At 68.9% G+C, this 17,890-nt stretch carries 14 protein-coding genes; 5 read left to right on the forward strand and 9 right to left on the reverse strand.

Features of this window, described 5'->3' with window-relative positions:
* Positions 1-41: 41 nt before the first annotated feature.
* A complete protein-coding gene (locus tag N0B71_RS24690) occupies positions 42-2,837 on the forward strand; it encodes an ATP-binding protein (RefSeq protein ID WP_259755527.1) in 2,796 nt (931 codons plus the stop codon).
* Positions 2,838-3,109: 272 nt separating this feature from the next.
* Here N0B71_RS24690 and N0B71_RS24695 read toward each other — a convergent pair whose 3' ends face one another.
* The 7 genes from N0B71_RS24695 to N0B71_RS24725 all read right to left on the reverse strand — a co-directional run bounded on the left by N0B71_RS24695 (position 3,110) and on the right by N0B71_RS24725 (position 9,092).
* Positions 3,110-3,712, reverse strand: a complete 603-nt coding sequence (locus N0B71_RS24695) for a hypothetical protein (protein WP_259755529.1) — start codon at positions 3,710-3,712, stop codon at positions 3,110-3,112.
* Positions 3,713-3,852: 140 nt separating this feature from the next.
* Positions 3,853-4,104, reverse strand: coding sequence for a hypothetical protein (locus N0B71_RS24700; protein ID WP_259755531.1), 252 nt, complete (start codon positions 4,102-4,104; stop codon positions 3,853-3,855).
* 147 nt (positions 4,105-4,251) lie between these two features.
* Positions 4,252-4,704 carry a universal stress protein gene (locus N0B71_RS24705; protein ID WP_259755533.1) on the reverse strand — a complete coding sequence of 151 codons (453 nt, stop codon included), beginning with the start codon at positions 4,702-4,704 and terminating at the stop codon, positions 4,252-4,254.
* A 91-nt stretch (positions 4,705-4,795) separates the two neighbouring features.
* Positions 4,796-5,839 (reverse strand): AraC family transcriptional regulator, encoded by a 1,044-nt coding sequence (locus N0B71_RS24710; protein WP_259755535.1) that lies wholly within the window; start codon positions 5,837-5,839, stop codon positions 4,796-4,798.
* Between the two features lie 193 nt (positions 5,840-6,032).
* The gene (locus N0B71_RS24715) at positions 6,033-7,310 is read right to left on the reverse strand and encodes a DSD1 family PLP-dependent enzyme (protein ID WP_259755536.1); all 1,278 of its coding nucleotides are present in this window, start codon (positions 7,308-7,310) and stop codon (positions 6,033-6,035) included.
* Between the two features lie 16 nt (positions 7,311-7,326).
* Entirely contained in the window at positions 7,327-8,721 is a 1,395-nt protein-coding gene (locus tag N0B71_RS24720) for a D-arabinono-1,4-lactone oxidase (protein ID WP_259755537.1), read from the reverse strand.
* Between the two features lie 14 nt (positions 8,722-8,735).
* On the reverse strand, positions 8,736-9,092 hold the full coding sequence (locus N0B71_RS24725) for a c-type cytochrome (protein WP_259755538.1): 357 nt from the start codon (positions 9,090-9,092) through the stop codon (positions 8,736-8,738).
* Positions 9,093-9,468: 376 nt separating this feature from the next.
* Between N0B71_RS24725 and N0B71_RS24730 the strand changes: the two genes are divergently transcribed.
* The 4 genes from N0B71_RS24730 to N0B71_RS24745 are packed head-to-tail and all read left to right on the forward strand — an operon-like array spanning position 9,469 to position 14,610.
* Positions 9,469-9,951, forward strand: a complete 483-nt coding sequence (locus tag N0B71_RS24730; RefSeq protein WP_259755539.1) for a formate dehydrogenase subunit gamma — start codon at positions 9,469-9,471, stop codon at positions 9,949-9,951.
* Positions 9,945-11,504 (forward strand): formate dehydrogenase beta subunit, encoded by a 1,560-nt coding sequence (locus tag N0B71_RS24735; RefSeq protein WP_259755540.1) that lies wholly within the window; start codon positions 9,945-9,947, stop codon positions 11,502-11,504. Before N0B71_RS24730 ends, N0B71_RS24735 begins: the two co-directional genes overlap by 7 nt.
* Positions 11,501-14,392 (forward strand): formate dehydrogenase subunit alpha, encoded by a 2,892-nt coding sequence (fdhF, locus tag N0B71_RS24740; RefSeq protein WP_259755541.1) that lies wholly within the window; start codon positions 11,501-11,503, stop codon positions 14,390-14,392. Before N0B71_RS24735 ends, fdhF begins: the two co-directional genes overlap by 4 nt.
* On the forward strand, positions 14,389-14,610 hold the full coding sequence (locus N0B71_RS24745) for a formate dehydrogenase subunit delta (protein WP_259755542.1): 222 nt from the start codon (positions 14,389-14,391) through the stop codon (positions 14,608-14,610). Before fdhF ends, N0B71_RS24745 begins: the two co-directional genes overlap by 4 nt.
* A gap of 47 nt (positions 14,611-14,657) precedes the next feature.
* Here N0B71_RS24745 and mrdA read toward each other — a convergent pair whose 3' ends face one another.
* Together mrdA and N0B71_RS24755 are read right to left on the reverse strand one after the other, a co-directional pair.
* Positions 14,658-16,550 carry a penicillin-binding protein 2 gene (gene mrdA / locus N0B71_RS24750; RefSeq protein WP_259755543.1) on the reverse strand — a complete coding sequence of 631 codons (1,893 nt, stop codon included), beginning with the start codon at positions 16,548-16,550 and terminating at the stop codon, positions 14,658-14,660.
* 432 nt (positions 16,551-16,982) lie between these two features.
* Entirely contained in the window at positions 16,983-17,882 is a 900-nt protein-coding gene (locus N0B71_RS24755) for a DMT family transporter (protein WP_259755545.1), read from the reverse strand.
* Positions 17,883-17,890: the final 8 nt, after the last annotated feature.

Raw genomic sequence — 17,890 nt, forward strand, 5'->3', positions numbered from 1 at the left:
GGCGCGGAACCTGCCCCCAGCGTGCGAAAACGAACCTGACGATGATTCCCGAGCCCATCGCGGCGGCCGAGACCGTGCTTCACTTCGGTCCCTACCAGATCTACCCCGCATCCCGCGTGATCCATGACGCCGGCCGCCCGCTGCGCCTTGGCCAGCGCGCGCTGGATATCCTGCTGGCCTTGCTGGAGCGCGCCGGCCAGGTGGTCAGCAAACGTGAGTTGTTGGCCCGCGCCTGGCCCGGACAGGACGTCGACGAGGGCAACCTGCGCGTCCACATGACCGCCCTGCGCAAGGCCTTGGGCGACGGCCAGAACGGTCGGCGCTACATCGTCACCGTGGCGTTGCGCGGCTACAGCTTCGTCGAGCCGATCACCCGCTCAGCGCAGTCGGCGCCGATGCCCGATGGCGGCCAGGCGGCGGACCACAACCTGCCGCCCCGGCGCACTCGCCTGCTCGGCCGCGAGGCGGAGCTGCAACGGCTGCTGGCCGAGTTGCCGCGCAGCCGCTGCATCAGCCTGGTGGGCTGCGGCGGCATCGGCAAGACCAGCCTCGCCCTGCAGGCCGCGGAGCGTTCCATCGGCCGCTACCCCCACGGCATCCGCCTGCTCGACCTCACCCAACTGCAGGACCCGCGCCCATTGAACAGCACCCTCGCCGGCGCCTTGGGCATTCCGGGGCTGGCGGGCGAATCGCTGGAGCGCATCTGCCGCCAGGTCGCTGACCGGCAGATGCTGCTGGTCATCGACAACTGCGAGCACCTGATCGAGGCTGCCGCGCACCTGGTGGAGTGCCTGCTGCGCCACGCGCCGCACCTCCACATCATCGCCACCAGCCGGGAAAGCCTGCGCGCCACCGGCGAGCACATCCTGCCGCTGCGGCCGCTGGGCTGCCCGCCGGCGCAGGTGGGCAGCGTCGAGGATGCCCTTGCCTACCCCGCCGTGGCGCTGCTCATCGAGCGCACCCGCGAAAGCCACGACGATTTCGAGTTCCGCCCCGAGGACCTGCCGCGGGTCGGCGAGATCTGTCGCCGCCTGGAGGGCATCCCCCTGGCCCTGGAACTGGCCGCCGGGCATCTGGGCCAGGCCGACGGCAGCATCGATGCACTGCTGCAGGGTGGGTACCTGGACCTGCCGTTGCAGGCAGAGGCATCGCCCAAGCGCCATGAACACCTGCGCGCGATGCTCGACTGGAGCTACACGCTGCTGCACCCGGCGGAACGATCCTGCCTGCGCCGACTCAGCGTGTTCCGCGGCAGCTTCTCGCTCGACTCCGTCGCTGCCGTGCTCGGGCAGCCGGCGGACGTCGCCGGAGCGTTCGTGCTGGTGAACCACCTGGCCGCCAAATCGTTGCTGACGACAGAGATCCGCGGCGACGATGTCACCTACCGCCTGCTCGAACCGACGCGCCTCTACGCGCTGGAGAAGCTCGAGGCCGCCGGTGAACTGCACGACGCCCGCGAACGCCATCTGCAACTCTGCCAAAACATCATGGAGGCTGCGCAGAACGAGTGGGAACGCTCAGCCTCCCAGGGCTGGCTGCAGCACCATGCGCCCTGGCTGGCGGACGTCCGCGCCGCCCTCGACTGGGGCCTGGACGCCGAGGTTCGCCACACCCGGGCGATCCACCTGGCCGCCTGCTCGTCGCCGCTGTGGCAGGAGTTGTCGCTGCTGCACGAGTACGGCCCGTATGTGAGCGCCGCGCTCGGCCTGCTCAGCGCCGAGTCCGCCTCGTCGCTGCCACTGGCCATGCGCCTGGAGCTGGCGCTGGGCAACACCACCTACCACGATGTGCGCAACCGCCAGGCTGACGAAGCCTTCCAGAACGCCCGCTTCCTGGCGCAGCAAATCGGCGACGTCAACGGCGAACTCACTGCGCTGTCCGGAGGCCTGGCGGTGCTGCTGTGGTCCGGCCAGTACCAGAAGGCGGCCGAGCAGAGCCGATATTTCGATGCGCTCAGCAGCGGCCACGGCGACCTGTTGGACACCAGCGCCCTGCGCCTGAAGGTACTGGCGCTGCATTACTCGGGCGACCAGTTGCAGGCCCAGGCCGTCGGCGACGAGGTGCTGCAGCGCCTGCGCCAACAGCGCCAGGCCAACCGCTTCGCGCCCTGCCTGGGCGTGCAGTACGACCAGCAGGTCGCCTCCCTCGCCGCCCAGGCGCGCACGCTGTGGCTGCGCGGGTTGCCGGAGCAGGCCGAGCGCATGGCCGCCAACGCCCTCGAACTGGCCTGCGAGATGGACCACAGCGCCTCCATCGCCTACAGCCTCGCGGTCGCCGGCTGCGTCATCGCCTTCTACAACGGCGAATTCGGCAAGGCGCGCCAGCGCGTGGGGCAGATGATCGACGTCGCCGAGCGTCACCGCGTGCCGCTGTTCACCGACTGGGCGCGGCACTATGCCTGGGCCATGGGCTTCGACGAATCGGCCGGCGCCACGGCCCCCGCCGTCGGCCTGGTGCGCGACATCGTGCAGACCCTCGGTGGCCGAGCGCTGCCCGTGGACCAGGCCCAGCTGATGCGCGCACGAACCGGCGCGGCTGGCTGGTGCGCCGCGGAAATCCTGCGCAACCAGGCCGTGGCGCTGGCCGAGCGCGGCGACCGCGAATCCCTGCTCGGCGCCGAAACCCTGCTTACCCGGGCGCTGGCGCTGGCGCAGGAACAAGGCGCGCTGGCCTGGGAGCTGCGCGCGGCAACCAGCCTGGCGCAGCTGTGGAGCGCACAAGGCAAGCTGGCCCCGGCGCGGCAGTTGCTGGCGCCGGTGTATCGACGCTTCAGCGAGGGCTTCGATTCGCCGGACCAGCAGCGGGCACGGCGTTGCCTGGAGGCGTGCGGCCGCTGACGTCGGTGCGCGCCGCGTGAACCGGAGTGACAGAGCGGAGCGGAAACATCGTAGCGGGGCGAGCGCTCTGCCCCGCTCCTCTCCCTGTAGGAGCGCGCCATGCGCGCGATCGCGGACATGGCCCGCTCCTACATTTCGCTTGCGCCGGGACAGACGTTATCCGCGCATCCCAGGGCATGCCTAACAGCAACCACTCCCGCACAACTTCAAAAACCCGGCGAGCGCGCCAGGTTGCCAGCGCGCCGGGTCAGGCCCAGGCGCAGACGGATGCGCTACTGCGGCTGCACGTTGACCGCCACGGCCGAGGTCACCCGCATTACCAATTGGCGGCCGACGTATTCGGGCTTCATCACCACGTCCGGACGGACCTTGACGGTGTGCTGGCTGCCGTCGGCGAACTGCAGGGTCGCGGTGCGCGTGGCGGTGTCCAGGGATTTGACCGTGGCGGTGATCTCCACCGAATCGGCGGCGAGCATGCCCGGCTTGTTGCCCGGCTGCGCAGTAGCCAGCAGGCCGGCCGCGCCGTTGCCGGCGGTCTGGCCCGGTTCGCGCAGGTAGACGAGGCGCTCCAGCGCGACGATGGCGCGGACCCTGTCGCCGACCTTGAGTTGGTCGAAGTTGCGCATTTCCGGCGGGGCCTGGAGGGTACGGCTGTTGCCGTGGTCATCCGTGAGGGTGAAGGTGCGCTTGTCGCGGTCGACGGCGGTAACGCTGGCCTGCATCTCCTCCGTCTCGGTCATCGCGCCGCCGGGCACGCCCTTGGCGACCGATTCGGTGCTGTCGTACTGGTAGCTCAGCTCATCGTTCTTCTGGCTTTGGCAGCCGACCAGCACGCCAGCGGCGAGGGACAGGCAGATCCAACGGGACACACTCATCAGGCGACTCCTTGCATCAGGGTGTTGGCAAACGGGTTCAGGCAGGCGGCAGGAAAAGCCGTTACCTCACGGCAGCGCTGTCGCTCCGAGCGTAGCAGTTGCCCGGCTATCCGCCGTGCGGCGCGTCGCGCCCTGGCGCATCAGTACTTGATGTCGCGCGCGGTCTCGCGCCCCTGTTGCTTGGTCTGGCGTTTGTCCTGGCGGCACTGGGCGTTGTACTGCTGGTCGGCGGCGCGGCAGTCCTGCTTGGTCTGGCGGGCGTCCTGGCGGGTCTCCTGGCGCACGTCGCGCGCCTGGCGACGCTGGTTGCCCTGCTCCGTCGCCCAGGTGGTACCGGCCGAGGCGACGAGGAAGCTCGCCGCCAGAATCGCAGTGAAGAGGGAACGGCGCATGGCATTACCTCCTGCAACGCAGGGATCGGGATTATCCAGTACAGCCGATTTCCCGCCGGCCTGCCGCCGGCCGCGCGGGGTGGTTCGACGAAAGGCACTGCCGGCTGCGGCTGTGCGCCAAGGGCGCCACGCAGCCGACTGCGCAGGTCAGTGATCGCGCACCAGCAGCACCGGGCGCCTGCTGGAATGCAGAACCCCTTCGGCCACGCTGCCCAGCATCAGCCGGTGAACGCCGCGGCGGCTATGGGTGCCCATGACGATGGCGTCGGCCTTGACCGCCTCGGCCTCGGCCTCGATGCGGTCGGCCACTTCCTCCCCGGTGGTTTCCAGGCTGACCCGCTGGTAGGTGGCGGGCACGGCGTACTCGGCGACCACGTTGCGCGCCTTGTCCAGAATCTCGTCGGCGGCCTTGAGGGCGGCGGCGTAGAGCGCCTCGGCATCGTAGTACTTGGCGTAATACGGCATGTGCCCCAGCGGGCGGTCGACGATGGTGATGACGTGCAGTTCGCCGCCGCTCATGCGGACCAGCCGCGCGCTTTCGGCCAGGGCGCGGAAGGAAACGTCGCTGCCGTCCACGGCGGCCAGTACGTGCTCGTACATGATGTGCTCCTCGTTGATTGGGCAGTACGACCTTAACCGCCGAACAGGGAAACACCCTTGTGCCGCGTCAATGGATGCGCGCCGTCGCGGCTCACTGGGCCAAGGCCGCGCCGTCCTCGCGACAGGCGGACGGGCTTCGCCCGGTCCAGCGTTTGAAGGCCCGGCGGAAACCGCGCACGTCGCTGTAGCCCAGCGCCTCGGCGATGCGCTCGATGGGCATCTCCGGGTTGTTCAGCAGGCTCATGGCGCGGGCGCGGCGCACCTGTTCCTGCAAGGCGTCGAAGGTCATGCCGTGCTCGCTCAGGCGACGGCGCAGGGTGCGGCTGCTCATGTTCAGCTCGCCGGCGACCTTGTCGATCGGGCTGCCGTGGGCCAGGTCGCGGGCGATGGCGCGCTCCACCGCATCCAGCAGGTCGGTCTTGTGCTGCACCTGGGCGGCTTCCATCTCCAGCAGGTTGAGCGCCTGGCGCAAGGCGACCGGGTGGTGGCTGGGCAGTTGCACGTCCAGCCAGTGGCTGGCGATGGCCACGCGGTTGTGCAGGCAGCCGAACCGCAGATCGGGCCCGAGCAGACGCCGGTACTCGGCCTCGTAGACCGGCGCGGCATGGGTGAACTCGAAGCGCAGCGGCTGGAACTGCGGGCCGATCAGGCTGCGGTTGTAGACGAGCAGGCTGGCGAAGAACTCCTCCACGGCGAACACCTGGATGTCCGCGTAGGGCAGCCGGCACTCGACCTCGATGAAGCTTTCCTGCGGCCCCTCCACCAGGCTGCACAGGGCGATGCCGCCGGTGGTGTGCTGGAAGCGCCGGCCGACCTCGAAGGCGTCGCGCAGGGTCCGGCACAGGGAGAGCACGTGCCCCAGCAGGCCGAGGGTGCCGAGCACGTTGCGGTGCCCGACCCACAGGCCCAGGCCGCGGTCGGGAATCGCCGCCAGCGCACGCTGGATCATCGCCACCGTCTGCCGGTACGAGACGCGCTGCGCCGGGTCCTGCAGTTCCTCGACGGTGAAGCCCAGCCCACGGCACAGGCGTTCGCCGCTTACGCCCTGGTCGCTGGCGACCTCGGCGAGAGTCTGCAGGAGAAAAGGCGAAACCAGCGCCTGGTCGAATGGCGCATCGATGCTTGTGCTGGGCATGTAGGCTGCTCTCGATCGGGGGCGCCCGCGGTTGTTGTTATGTGGCAGGCACGCGATGGCCGCATCATAACGCGTTCGCAGGCCCGCCAAGAGCGGGCGTAACAGAATATTTCAACCACGACGCCAGGCCCCGCGCCAGAGCGACCCGCAGGCCGCCGACGGCCCCCGCGTCAGTGCCCCGGCACAGGGCCGCTCAGCTGTAGACCGGCCACTGCTCGACGATACGGCCCCCGCGCACCGCCAGCAGATCGCCGAACTGCAGCAGGATCGACTCGGACTGGGTGGGGCGCAGGAACACCTGGTCGTCCACCGCCAGGCCCACGGCGCTGGAGCCGTTGACCATCTCCTGGTTCGAGCTGCGCCCGTACAGGCCGTTGAACTGCAGGCCCCGGGGCGATTCGGGTTCGGCCATCCAGTTGCCGCCGTAGACGAAGAAGGTCTCGCGCAGGTTCGGGTCCCACCAGGAAAGCATTTTCGACCGGTCGTCCAGCGCCGGAATCCGCACCGGGCCGGTGCTCTTGATCACCGGCGTGGCGATGAAGGCTGCAGGCTGGTGCTCCACCAGCGAGGGCAGGTCGTAATGGGTCGGCTTGACCAGCGCCGAGCCCACCGACACCTCGGTGCTGGTGCGCTCGCGCTCATGCATCCGGTAGCTCGGGCTGCCAGCGGTGTTGAGCGTCAGCCCCGGGTTCCACAGCGGCGCATGGCGGGCGCGGGCGTAATCGACGAAGCCGTCGTAGAGCGTCATCACCCTGGCGAACAGCTCGTCCGAGGAGGCCAGGACCTCGGGCACGCCCATGCCCACGAAGGGGTCGTAGCCCATGAAGCCGGCGAACTCCAGGTGCTGCGGGTTGGCGCCGATGATCCGGAGCATCCGGTCCAGGGTGTCGTGGTCGGCCACCCCGCCGCGGTGCAGGCCGACGTCCAGTTCGATATTGATCCGCAGCCGGGTGTTACGCCCCTGGGCCAACGCCAGGTATTGCTGCAGGCGCTCGGGCGTATCGAGCAGCCATTGCAGTTGGCGGGTCGGATCGAACGGGCCGCGCAGGTTCTCGTAGAACTGCTGCGCCGAGCCCACCGGCAGCGGCTTGCCCAGCAGCAGATCGGCATCGGGGAAGCGCTCGGCATCGTGGTTGAGGAACGGCTGGTGGAACGACATCATCCGCCGGGTGCCGGCACGCCTGGCGATGTAGTCGAGCAACTGCGGCGACGGCAGGGACTTCTCCACCACGCGCAGGTGCTTGCCGGTGCGGGCCACCGACTGCATCACCACGTCGACGTTGTGGTCCAGGCGGTCGAGGTCGATCAGCATCACCGGGCGCATCGGCCCGTGCTCGCGCAGCTCGCGGTTGAGCCGGGCGAAGTAGTCGTCGTACGGGGCGCCATGGTCGCCCGGGCGCAGCCAGGCGCCGAAACCGGCGAGCAACACGCCCGTGCCTGCCGCGCCAACGATGAACGTGCGTCGTTTCATGCTCTGTGCTTCCTTGTCAGGCCACGCCGAGGATCGACGACAGGTGGGCGTTGAGGAACTTGCCCTGCGGGTCCAGTTCGCGGCGCACCTCGGTGAACTCCCTCCAGCGCGGGTACAGCGGTTGCAGGGTGCGGGCGTTGAGGGTGTGCAGCTTGCCCCAGTGCGGGCGCCCGGCGTACTTCCAGAAGATCGGCTCGACGGCGGCGAAGAAGTTGTGGTGATCCATGCTGTAGTGCTGGTGGATCGAGATCGAGCAGCTGTCGCGGCCCTCGAACATGCTCAGGGGGATGTCGTCGGCCTTCACGTAGCGGTACTCGATGGGGAACCAGGTGCGCAGGTCCTTGTCGTTGATCAGCGCGAGAATCTCGCGCAGGCAGGCCGGGCCATGTTCGGCCGGGACCGAATATTCCATCTCGTTGAAGCGCACGTTACGCACGTTGGCGAAGATGTCGTAGGAGTCCCCGACCCGGTCATCGAAGCTGGCGACGTGGCGCAGGCTGTTGAGCAGAAAGCGCCGCGCGGCGGGGAAGTCGCTGCCGTACTTGTCCAGGCCCTCGATGATGCTGACGAACTGGTTGCCGCCCTCCTCGGCCGGGTCCAGCGGCGGCGTGGCCGGGTCCTGGGTTTCGTTCAGGGCGATGGACAGCGCGTAGTCGGAGTGGGTCATGACCTGCATTTCCCAGTGCTGGTTGTCGCGGGTGTTCTTCTCCACGTCCTCCAGCAACTCTTCGGTGCGGGCGACCCACTGCCGCTCGTGCAGGCGAAACGCCGCGCGGTTCTGCAGGCGTACGCGAGTGGCGACGCCGAAGGCGCCCAGCGATACCCGCGCGGCGTTGAACACCTCGGGATGGCGCTGGGCGTCGCAGTCCAGCACCTCGCCGCTGGCGGTCACCAGTTGCAGGCCGACCACGCGGGAGGAATAGGAGCCGAAGCCCACGCCCGTGCCATGGGTCGAGGTGGAGATCGCCCCGGCCAGGGTCTGGTAGTCGATGTCGGACATGTTCGGCAGCGCCTGGCCGATGTCCTTCAGCGCGGCGCCCATCAGCGACATCGGCGTGCCGGCGGCGAATTCCGCCTGCAGCGTGGCGGCGTCATGGCCGAGCAGGCCGTTGAAGTACGCCAGCGAAACCAGCGTGCCATCGGTGGGCACCAGCGCGCTGAAGGAGTGCGCCGAGCCCACCGGGCGCACCTTGCCTTCGGCCCGGCGGATGACCTGCACCAGTTCGTCCAGGCTCTGCGGCGCCAGGCGCGCGGCCGGCAGGCAGCTTTGCCCGCCGGACCAGTTGCGCCAGGGAATCAGCCGGGGCGTGCGTGTCAGCTCGGCCCCCAGCGCCGTGCGCGACAGGGCCGTGAATGCACCGGCCACGGCGGCACGGTGCAGGAGTTGGCGGCGGGTGAGATGGATTGGCATCGACGTTACCCCGCTTACCGGATCGACTGGCCGGACATGAAGGCAATCAGCGCGAGGAATTCATCCTCCGAACACTGCATGCACATCCCCATTGGCGGCATCCCCTTGAAGCCGTTGATGCTGTGGTCCAGCAGGCTGTCGGCGCCCTGGGCGACGCGCGGTTGCCAGGCCTTCACGTCGCCGGCCTGCGGTGCGCCGGAGGCCGGGTTGGCATGGCACAGCTTGCAGCTGCTGTCGTAGATCTTCGCCAGGGCGGGGTCGCTGGGCGCGAGGGCGGCGGCGTTGCGCGGCGGCGGCGCGGCATCCTCGCCACAGCCACCGAGCAGGCCGGCCAGGGCCAGCAGCCACAACGCGATTGCGGGTTTGTGCATGGGCTCCCCTTTTCTTGCCGCGCGGCGACGGCGCGGAGTCTTGTTGTCACGGGTAACCAGCAGATTACGTCGGACGCCGCGCCCGCCTGAGGGCATTACCGGCCAACAAGGGGGCTTTGAGCGGCCAAGGTGGCCGTTGCGGTCCTCTGTCGGTTTCAGGACGCGAAGGGTCGTTCGAGTGCTATCCCTAATCGGTGGGGGTGGCAATCTTTCCTCCTGTCGAGGACCAGGCGCGCGCAGATGCCTGGCCGGACGGCAACAATAAGAACGATGGCGCTCCGAACCGCCACGCCAGCCGTGACGTGGCCGGGACGCCGCCGCCGAAGGATTCCGGGACGCCGCCCAGGGTGGCGCCCGCGATGTCGAGGTGCGCTGCATGCCTGATGATTCGCTTCACCTGCCCCTGATCCACGATATTCTGGAACGTCTCAAGGCCACGCCCGGCGCCCTGCTGCCGGTGCTGCACGCCATCCAGGACGGCGTCGGCTACATCCCCGACGACGCCCTGCCGGACATCGCCCATGCCCTGAACCTCAGCGTCGCCGAGGTGCGCGGGGTGATCAGCTTCTACCACGACTTCCGCACCGCGCCCCCGGCCCGCCATACGCTGCGCCTGTGCCGCGCCGAGTCGTGCCAGAGCCGTGGCGCCGAGGCCCTGGCCGCGCAACTGCGCGAACAACTGGGCCTGGACGACCACGGCACCAGCGCCGACGGCCGCATCACCCTGCGCCCGGTGTACTGCCTGGGCGCCTGTGCCTGCTCGCCGGCGCTGGAACTGGACGGCCGCGTGCACGCCCGCCTCACTGCCGACCGCCTGCGCCAACTGGTGAACGCTTGCCAGGAGGACGCCGCATGCTGAAGCTGTTCATCCCCTGCGACTCGGTCGCCTGCGCGGTGGGCGCCGACGAGGTGACCGACGCCCTGGTGGCGGAAGCCGAGCGCCGCCAGCTACCCATGGAAATCCGCCGCACCAGTTCCCGTGGCCTGTATTGGCTGGAGCCGCTGCTGGAGCTGGACAGCGACACCGGCCGGCTCGGCTTCGGCCCGCTGACGGTCGATGAGGTGCCGTCCCTGCTGGACGCCCTTGCCGGCGACCCCGCCAGCCATCCGCTGGCCCTGGGACCGGTGGAAGACATCCCTTACCTGAAGACCCAGCAGCGCCTGCTGTTCGCCCGCGCCGGCATCACCCGGCCACTGTCGCTGGACGACTACCGCGCCCATGGCGGCTTCGACGGCCTCGCCCGCGCCCTCGGCCTGGACGGCGCCGAGGTCGTTGCCGCGGTGCTCGACTCCGGCTTGCGCGGCCGCGGCGGCGCGGCCTTCCCCGCCGGCATCAAGTGGCGCACCGTCCGCGACGCCCGGGCGGTGCAGAAATACGTGGTGTGCAATGCCGACGAAGGCGATTCCGGCACCTTCGCCGACCGCATGCTGATGGAGGGCGACCCCTTCCTGCTGATCGAAGGCATGGCCATCGCCGGCCTTGCCGTCGGCGCCACCCAGGGCTACGTCTATGTGCGCTCGGAATACCCCGACGCCATTGCCGTGCTCAACCAGGCGCTGAAGATCGCCCGCGACGCCGGCTACCTCGGTGAAGACCTCTGCGGCAGCGGCCGCACCTTCGAGCTGGAGGTCCGGGTCGGCGCGGGTGCCTACATCTGCGGCGAGGAAACCGCCCTGCTGGATTCGCTGGAGGGCAAGCGCGGCGTGGTCCGCGCCAAGCCGCCACTGCCGGCGCTGCAAGGCCTGTTCGGCCAGCCGACGCTGGTGCACAACGTACTCACCCTGGCGTCGGTGCCGGTCATCCTGGCCAAGGGTGCGCCGTTCTATCGCGACTTCGGCATGGGCCGCTCGCTGGGCACCATGCCCTTCCAGCTGGCCGGCAACGTCCGCCATGGCGGGCTGGTGGAACGCGCCTTCGGCCTGACCCTGCGCGAGCTGGTGGAAAGCTACGGCGGCGGCACCGCCAGCGGCCGCCCCCTCAAGGCCGCACAGGTCGGCGGCCCGCTGGGCGCCTGGGTGCCGCCGTCGCAATTCGACACCCCGCTGGACTACGAAGCCTTCGCCGCCGTCGGCGCCATGCTCGGCCACGGCGGCGTGGTGGTGGCCGACGACAGCCTGGACATGGCGCGCATGGCGCGTTTCGCCCTGCAGTTCTGCGCCGAGGAATCCTGTGGCAAGTGCACGCCCTGCCGCATCGGCTCGACCCGCGGCGTGGAGGTGGTGGACCGGCTGATCGCCGCCACCGATATCGGCGCCCGCGAAGAACAGGCGCGGCTGCTGACAGACCTTTGCGACACGATGCAATACGGCTCGCTCTGCGCCCTCGGCGGCATGACCGCCTTCCCCGTGGCCAGCGCCCTCAAGCACTTCCCCGCCGACTTCGGTCTGGCGACTTCGGAGGCCGACCAGTGATCAACTATTTCGATCCCTCCACGTCCGCTGGCAGCAGCGACATCGACTTCGGCACGCCCGCCCGTGACAGCGACGTGCAGGTCAGCCTGAGCATCGACGGCCGTACCATCAGCGTGCCCGCCGGTACCTCGGTGATGCGCGCCGCCGCGATGCTCGGCACCACCATTCCCAAACTCTGCGCCACCGACAGCCTGGAGGCCTTCGGTTCGTGCCGCATGTGCCTGGTGGAAATCGACGGCATGCGCGGCTACCCGGCCTCCTGCACCACGCCGGTCAGCGAAGGCATGGTGGTGCGCACGCAGACCTCGAAGCTGGCAGACCTGCGCCGCAACGTCATGGAGCTGTACATCTCCGACCACCCGCTGGACTGCCTGACCTGCTCGGCCAACGGCAATTGCGAGCTGCAGACGGTCGCCGGCCAGGTCGGCCTGCGCGAGGTGCGCTACGGCTATGACGGCGCCAACCACCTGAGCGATGCGAAGGACGTCTCCAACCCCTACTTCGACTACGACCCGAGCAAGTGCATCGTCTGCAACCGCTGCGTGCGCGCCTGCGAGGAAACCCAGGGCACCTTCGCCCTGACCATCGCCGGGCGCGGCTTCGAGTCCCGCGTGGCGGCGGCCGGCGGCGACAACTTCCTCGACTCCGAATGCGTCTCCTGCGGCGCCTGCGTGCAGGCCTGCCCCACCGCCACGCTGATGGAAAAGAGCGTGGTCGAGATCGGCCAGCCGGAGCGCGCCGTCATCACCACCTGCGCCTACTGCGGCGTGGGCTGCTCCTTCCGCGCGGAGATGAAGGGCAACCAGCTGGTGCGCATGGTTCCGGACAAGAACGGCCAGGCCAACCACGGCCACTCCTGCGTCAAGGGCCGCTTCGCCTGGGGTTATGCGACCCACCCGGACCGCATCACCACGCCGATGATCCGCAAGCACATCAGCGACCCCTGGCAGGAGGTCAGCTGGGACGAGGCCGTCTCCTACGCCGCCAGCGAATTCCGCCGCATCCAGCTCCAGTACGGGCGCGACTCCATCGGCGGCATCACCTCCAGCCGCTGCACCAACGAGGAAACCTACCTGGTGCAGAAACTGGTGCGCGCGGCGTTCGGCAACAACAACGTCGATACGTGCGCGCGGGTCTGCCACTCGCCCACCGGCTATGGCCTGAAGCAGACCCTGGGCGAATCCGCCGGCACCCAGAGCTTCGACTCGGTGATGCAGTCCGACGTGGTGCTGGTGATCGGCGCCAACCCCACCGACGCGCACCCGGTGTTCGGCTCGCAGCTCAAGCGCCGCCTGCGCCAGGGCGCGCAGCTGATCGTCATCGACCCGCGGCGCATCGACCTGGTCGATTCGCCCCACGCCCGCGCCGAGCTGCACCTGCAACTGCGCCCCGGCACCAACGTCGCCATGCTCAACGCGCTGGCCCACGTCATCGTCACCGAAGGCCTGGTCAAGCAGGACTTCGTCGACGCCCGCTGCGAAGCGGCCGACTTCGCCCGCTGGCGCGACTTCGTCAGCCTGCCGGAGAACGCCCCGGAAGTGCTCGGCCCGGTGTGCGGCGTGCCCGCCGAAGAGATCCGCGCCGCCGCGCGCCTCTACGCTACCGGCGGCAACGCGGCGATCTACTACGGCCTGGGTGTCACCGAACACAGCCAGGGCAGCACCGCCGTGATGGGTATCGCCAACCTCGCCATGGCCACCGGCAACGTCGGCCGCGAAGGTGTCGGGGTGAACCCGCTGCGCGGGCAGAACAACGTGCAGGGCTCCTGCGACATGGGCTCCTTCCCCCACGAACTGCCCGGCTACCGGCACATCTCCAACGAGACCGTGCGCCACCAGTTCGAACAGGCCTGGGGCGTGACCCTGCAGCCCGACCCCGGCCTGCGCATCCCCAACATGTTCGAAGCGGCGCTGGGCGGCAGCTTCAAGGCGCTGTACTGCCAGGGCGAGGACATCGCCCAGAGCGACCCCAACACCCAGCACGTCACCGCCGCCCTGTCCGCCATGGAGTGCGTGGTGGTGCAGGACATCTTCCTCAACGAAACCGCCAAGTTCGCCCACGTGTTCCTGCCGGGCAGCTCCTTCCTCGAGAAGGACGGCACCTTCACCAACGCCGAGCGGCGCATCTCCCGCGTGCGCAAGGTGATGGAGCCCCTCGGCGGCAAGGCCGACTGGGAGGCCACCGTGGCCCTGGCCAACGCCCTGGGCTACCCGATGAACTACAGCCACCCGTCGCAGATCATGGACGAGATCGCCCGCCTCACGCCGAGCTTCACCCGCGTCAGCTACGCCGAGCTGGACCGCCACGGCAGCCTGCAATGGCCGTGCAACGATGCCGCGCCCGACGGCACGCCGACCATGCACATCGAGCAGTTCGTGCGCGGCAAGGGGCGCTTCATGCTCACCGGCTACGTGCCCACCGAGGAGAAGGTCAACGCGCGCTATCCGCTGCTGCTCACCACCGGGCGCATCCTCAGCCAGTACAACGTCGGCGCGCAGACCCGGCGCACCGACAACGTCGCCTGGCACGAAGAGGACCGCCTGGAAATCCATCCCAGCGACGCCGAAAGCCGTGGCATCGGCGAGGGCGACTGGGTCGGCATCGGCAGCCGCGCCGGGCAGACGGTGCTGCGCGCCAAGGTCAGCGAGCGCGTGGCGCCGGGGGTGGTCTACACGACCTTCCACTTCCCCGAATCGGGTGCCAACGTGATCACCACCGACAATTCCGACTGGGCCACCAACTGCCCGGAATACAAGGTCACCGCGGTGGAAGTGGTGCGCGTGTTCCAGCCGTCGGAATGGCAGAAGCGCTACCAGGCATTCAGCGACGAACAACGGCGCCTGCTCAAGGAACGCCGCCACGAAGAGAAAGCCGAGGTCCGTCGATGAGCATCGAGAACCTGATCAAGATGGCCAACCAGATCGGCCAGTACTTCTCCACCGAATCGGACCACGCCCTGGCGGTCCACGGCGTGCAGCAGCACCTGCATAACTTCTGGACCCCGGCCATGCGCCGCGAGCTGAAGGCCTGGCTCGACGAACATCCGGACGGGGAGTTGCACGTGCTGGTGCGGGCGGCGCTCACCGAGGCGGTGGCCCAGCCCTAGCGGACCACACCGCTCCCTGCCCGCACGCCGGGCCGGGAGCGGCGGCCTCAGGCGTGCTTGCCCGATGCCGTGTCGGCCGGCACGGCGTACTGCGGCTTGAGCTTGCCGTTCCCGTCGAGCAGCCACGCGTCCATGATCTCGCGCACCACCGGGCCTGCGACGCGGCCGCCGGCCTCGCCGTTCTCGATGGTCACAGAAACCACGATGGAGGGTTCGGCCGCCGGGGCGAAGCCGACGAACAGGGCGTTGTCGCGGTGGCGCTCCTTGGTCTTCAGGCGGTCGTAGCGCTCGCCCTGGCGGATGCCGACGATCTGCGCGGTGCCGCTCTTGCCGGCGATGCGGTACTGCGCGCCCTGCCCCGCGGCCCGCGCGCCGCCGCCCGGATCGTGCATGACCAGTTGCATGCCGTAGTTCACCGCGTCCCAGTCGCGGGGGTTGCTCAGGCGGATGTCGGGCATCGGGTGGCTATCGACGACGTCCGCGCCGCCCACCGATTCCGCCAGGCGCGGGCGGTGCCAGGCGCCCTTGCTGGCGATCAGCGAGGTGGCTTCGGCGAGCTGCAGCGGCGTCACCTGCATGTAGCCCTGGCCGATACCGAGGATCACCGTCTCGCCGGGGAACCAGGCCTGGCGCCGGGTGGCGCGCTTCCATTCGCGCGAGGGCATCAGCCCGGGGGCTTCCTCGGCCATGTCGATGGAGACCTTGCTGCCCAGCCCGAAGCGCGTCAGGTAGTCGTGCATGCGGTCGATGCCGAGCTTGTGCGCGACGTCGTAGAAGTAGGTGTCGTTGGAGCGCTTGATGGCCGTGTCCAGGTCCACCCAGCCGTCGCCGCTGTGGTTCCAGTTGCGGTACTTGTGGTCGTAGTTGGGCAGCTCGAAATAGCCCGGATCGAAGACCCGCGTGGACGGCGTGATGGTGCCGGTATCCAGCCCGGCGATGGCCACCACCGGCTTGATGGTCGAGCCCGGCGAATACAACCCGCGCAGCGCCCGGTTGAACAGCGGCCGGTCGATGGAGTCGCGCAGCTGCGCGTACTGCGCCGAGCTGATGCCGTTGACGAACAGGTTCGGGTCGAAGCTCGGGTTGCTGACCATCGCCAGCACCTGGCCGCTGTTCGGATCCAGCGCCACCACGGAGCCGCGGCGATCGCCCAGGGCCTTCTCGGCGGCGATCTGCAGGTCCACGTCCAGGCCCAGCACGATGTTCTCGCCGGCCACCGGCGGTACCTTCTTCAGCACGCGCATGACACGGCCCTGGGCGTTGGTTTCGACTTCCTCGTAACCCACGTGGCCGTGCAGCTGCGGCTCGTAGAAGTGCTCGATGCCGGTCTTGCCGACGTACTCGGTGCCGCGGTACTCGGTGCTGTCCAGGCGCGCGGCCTCGCGCTCGTTGATCCGCCCGACGAAACCGACCGAGTGGGCGAAGTGCTCGCCGTAGGGGTAGTGGCGGACGAACTCGGCGTCCACGTCGATCCCCGGCAGCTTGAAGCGGTTGACCTCGATGAGGGCGATCTGCTCTTCGCTCAGGTCATGCAGCAGGGTGACCGGCTCGAAGGGATGGCGGCTCTTCTTCAGGGCCTTGTCGCACTGCAGGCGCTGCTCGGGACTGAGGTGGAGGATCTCCGTGACCTGGTCGAGCACCGCCTGGGAATTGCCGGTGCGCTCGCGGGTCAGGGTGAGGTTGAAGCTCGGCAGGTTCTCGGCGAGCACCTTGCCGTTGCGGTCGAAGATCAGCCCGCGTTCCGGGGGGATCGGCAGCACGTGGATGCGGTTGTTCTCGGAGACGGTGGCGTTGGTCGCGTAGTCGGTGACCTGGAGGAAGTACATCCTCGCCACCAGGGTCACGCTCATCAGGGCCACCAGCGCGCCGCAGGCGATCAGGCGGCGGTTGACCAGCGTCGACTCCTGCTGGTGGTCCTTGAGTTTGATCGGATCGTGCATCGGGATTCCAGAAGGTCCCCATCGCCCCTGCGGAAAGCGTGTTGCCCTGCCGTGCAGGGGAGCTTTCCGGACGATGCGGCCTGTTTGCAGCAGACGGAAAAAGAGGCCGGCGCGTCGCCCGGTGACAGGCGGATCAGCGTCAGCTGGCATACCGGCGCGGCATGGTACCAGACTCGCCGGCCGGATTCTGACCGGTAGTCGTGGCGGGGCCTTGGCTGCAGAGCCGATTCCGCCCTCGATGGGTGCGCAGAACGGTGGAAGCCTCGCGGACAAAGTCCGCTCCTACAGTGATACTCCAGCGCTCGGCCCTGCCCTCACCCTAACCCTCTCCCTCAGGGAGAGGGTTAGGGTGAGGGCAAAAGCTGGCACGAAGTGAACCGGCACAAAGACACCTACTCCTACAACTCCCGCGTGGTGATTTGCCCTCACCCATCACACCACCGCCCCTTCTGCCGGCTGCTCCAGCACCGCCACCACCACGGCGCTGCCGACGATCAGCAGGATGCCCAGCAGCGACAGCACGCCGAGCACCTCGCCCCAGATCACGTAGCCGAACAGGCTCGCCCAGATGATGCTGGTGTAGGTGTATGGCGCCAGCGTGGCGGCATGGGCGCGGCGCACGGCGATGGTGAACAGCAGCTGGCCGAGGGTCGCGAGCAGCCCGACGGCCAGCATGAAGCCGAGGTCCGGCAGGCTCGGCGTCTGCCAGGAGAACGGCAGCGTGGCACCGGTGACCAGAGTGCCGACCACGGTGAAGTACAGCACCGTGGTGGTGGAATCGTCGGTCTCGCGGATGCGGCGAATCTGGATCATCGACAGCGCGCCGAAGAACGCGCTGGCCAGCAGCAGCGTGGGGCCGACCAGGCTGGCGTCGGGACTGTCCGGCTTGACCACCATCAGCACGCCGACGAACCCCAGCACGGCCGCCAGCGCGTTGCGCGGCAGCAGGCGTTCGCCCAGCAACAACGGCGCCAGCACGATCACCAGCAGGGCCTCGGAATAGGCGATGGAGATCGCCTCGCTGAGCGCCACGTAGGGCAGCCCGGCGAAGAACAGCGCCGAGGCACCCAGCAGCGTTAGCGCGCGGATGCTCTGGCCGCGCACGTCCAGCTGCCGCCAGCGCTGCGCCAGGGGGCGACCGCGCAGGCAGAGGAGAAACGCCGGCAGCACGCCGAAGGCCATGCGGAAGAAGGTCACCTCGTTGGCGGGGTACTTCAGCGCCACCACCTTGGCCAGCGCATCCACCACGGCGAAGCAGAACATCGACAGCAGCATCAGCCCGACGCTGCGCATGGCATGGCTGCGAGGGGCGGCAAGAGTCAGCTGGGGCATGTTTGAGG

The organism is Pseudomonas sp. GCEP-101 (assembly GCF_025133575.1).
GTDB lineage: Bacteria > Pseudomonadota > Gammaproteobacteria > Pseudomonadales > Pseudomonadaceae > Pseudomonas > Pseudomonas nitroreducens_B.